The 2,839-nt window shown below is 56.2% G+C and carries 1 rRNA gene (only partly in view); it reads left to right on the forward strand.

The features are described 5' to 3' along the window. A 23S ribosomal RNA gene (locus E0D90_RS23250) occupies positions 1–2,818 on the forward strand; it begins 408 nt to the left of the window's first position. Positions 2,819–2,839 lie beyond the last annotated feature (21 nt).

Consider the following 2,839-nt stretch of genomic DNA (forward strand, 5'->3'; position numbering starts at 1 on the left):
TACGGGGTCGTGGGAGTTTCCTTCAGTCGTCTGCCGGCGGCTGGGCGAGTAAGAAACCATTGTGGTAGGCGAAGGGCATGCGAAAGGCCCGGCGTAGAGGGTAAGACCCCCGTAGCTGAAACTGCAATGGCTCGTTTGGGAGCCACCCAAGTAGCACAGGGCCCGAGAAATCCTGTGTGAATCTGGCGGGACCACCCGTTAAGCCTAAATATTCCCTGGTGACCGATAGCGGATAGTACCGTGAGGGAATGGTGAAAAGTACCGCGGGAGCGGAGTGAAATAGTACCTGAAACCGTGTGCCTACAAGCCGTGGGAGCGTCGCATGCAGGGCTTGTCTCTGTATGTCGTGACTGCGTGCCTTTTGAAGAATGAGCCTGCGAGTTTGCGGTGTGTTGCGAGGTTAACCCGTGTGGGGGAGCCGTAGCGAAAGCGAGTCCGAATAGGGCGTTCAGTAGCATGCTCAAGACCCGAAGCGGAGTGATCTAGCCATGGGCAGGGTGAAGCGGCTGTAAGAGGTCGTGGAGGCCCGAACCCACCAGAGTTGAAAATCTGGGGGATGACCTGTGGTTAGGGGTGAAAGGCCAATCAAACTCCGTGATAGCTGGTTCTCCCCGAAATGCATTTAGGTGCAGCGTCGTGTGTTTCTTGCCGGAGGTAGAGCACTGGATAGGCGATGGGCCTTACCGGGTTACTGACCTTAGCCAAACTCCGAATGCCGGTAAGTGAGAGCACGGCAGTGAGACTGTGGGGGATAAGCTCCATGGTCGAGAGGGAAACAGCCCAGAGCATCGACTAAGGCCCCTAAGCGTGTGCTAAGTGGGAAAGGATGTGGAGTCGCAGAGACAACCAGGAGGTTGGCTTAGAAGCAGCCACCCTTGAAAGAGTGCGTAATAGCTCACTGGTCTAGTGATTCTGCGCCGACAATGTAGCGGGGCTCAAGTACACCGCCGAAGTCGTGTCATTCGAGCATATACCTCTAACGGGGGTTCGGATGGGTAGGGGAGCGTCGTGTGCCGGGTGAAGCAGCCGTGGAAACGAGTTGTGGACGGTTCACGAGTGAGAATGCAGGCATGAGTAGCGATACACACGTGAGAAACGTGTGCGCCGATTGACTAAGGGTTCCTGGGTCAAGCTGATCTGCCCAGGGTAAGTCGGGACCTAAGGCGAGGCCGACAGGCGTAGTCGATGGACAACCGGTTGATATTCCGGTACCCGCTTTGAAGCGCCAACGCTGAATCTGGTGATGCTAAGCCCGTGAAGCCCCCTGCATTTTGTCTTTGACAGGTGTGGGTGTGGTGGAGCCGGTGACCCGAGCTGGTAGTAGGTGAGTGATGGGGTGACGCAGGAAGGTAGTCCATCCCGGGCGGTGGTTGTCCCGGGGTAAGGGTGTAGGACGAGAGGTAGGTAAATCCGTCTCTCATGTGTCTGAGACCTGATGCCGAGCCGATTGTGGTGAAGTGGATGATCCTATGCTGTCGAGAAAAGCCTCTAGCGATGTTTCATGGCGGCCCGTACCCTAAACCGACTCAGGTAGTCAGGTAGAGAATACCGAGGCGTTCGGGTGAACTATGGTTAAGGAACTCGGCAAAATGCCCCCGTAACTTCGGGAGAAGGGGGGCCATGTTCGGTGATAGGCCTTGCGCCTTGAGCTGGGTGTGGCCGCAGAGACCAGCGAGAAGCGACTGTTTACTAAAAACACAGGTCCGTGCGAAGCCGTAAGGCGATGTATACGGACTGACGCCTGCCCGGTGCTGGAACGTTAAGGGGACCGGTTAGTCAGGATTCGTTCTGGCGAAGCTGAGAACTTAAGCGCCAGTAAACGGCGGTGGTAACTATAACCATCCTAAGGTAGCGAAATTCCTTGTCGGGTAAGTTCCGACCTGCACGAATGGCGTAACGACTTCTTGACTGTCTCAACCATAGGCCCGGTGAAATTGCATTACGAGTAAAGATGCTCGTTTCGCGCAGCAGGACGGAAAGACCCCGGGACCTTTACTATAGCTTGATATTGGTGTTCGGTTCGGCTTGTGTAGGATAGGTGGGAGACTGTGAAGCATGCACGCCAGTGTGTGTGGAGTCGTTGTTGAAATACCACTCTGGTCGTGCTGGATGTCTAACCTGGGTCCGTGATCCGGATCAGGGACAGTGTCTGGTGGGTAGTTTAACTGGGGCGGTTGCCTCCTAAAGAGTAACGGAGGCGCCCAAAGGTTCCCTCAGCCTGGTTGGTAATCAGGTGTTGAGTGTAAGTGCACAAGGGAGCTTGACTGTGAGACTGACGGGTCGAGCAGGGACGAAAGTCGGGACTAGTGATCCGGCGGTGGCTTGTGGAAGCGCCGTCGCTCAACGGATAAAAGGTACCCCGGGGATAACAGGCTGATCTTCCCCAAGAGTCCGTATCGACGGGATGGTTTGGCACCTCGATGTCGGCTCGTCGCATCCTGGGGCTGGAGTCGGTCCCAAGGGTTGGGCTGTTCGCCCATTAAAGCGGCACGCGAGCTGGGTTTAGAACGTCGTGAGACAGTTCGGTCCCTATCCGCTGCGCGCGCAGGAGTCTTGAGAAGGGCTGTCCCTAGTACGAGAGGACCGGGACGGACGAACCTCTGGTGTGCCAGTTGTTCTGCCAAGGGCATGGCTGGTTGGCTACGTTCGGGAAGGATAACCGCTGAAAGCATCTAAGCGGGAAGCCTGCTTCGAGATGAGGACTCCCTCCCACTTGATGGGGTAAGGCCCCCTGTAGACGACGGGGTTGATAGGCCAGATATGGAAGCCCAGTAATGGGTGGAGTTGACTGGTACTAATAGGCCGAGGGCTTGTCCATAGTTGCTTGCGTCCACTGTGT

The sequence above is a fragment of the Streptomyces otsuchiensis genome, assembly GCF_004305975.1.
In the GTDB taxonomy this organism is placed as follows: domain Bacteria; phylum Actinomycetota; class Actinomycetes; order Streptomycetales; family Streptomycetaceae; genus Streptomyces; species Streptomyces otsuchiensis.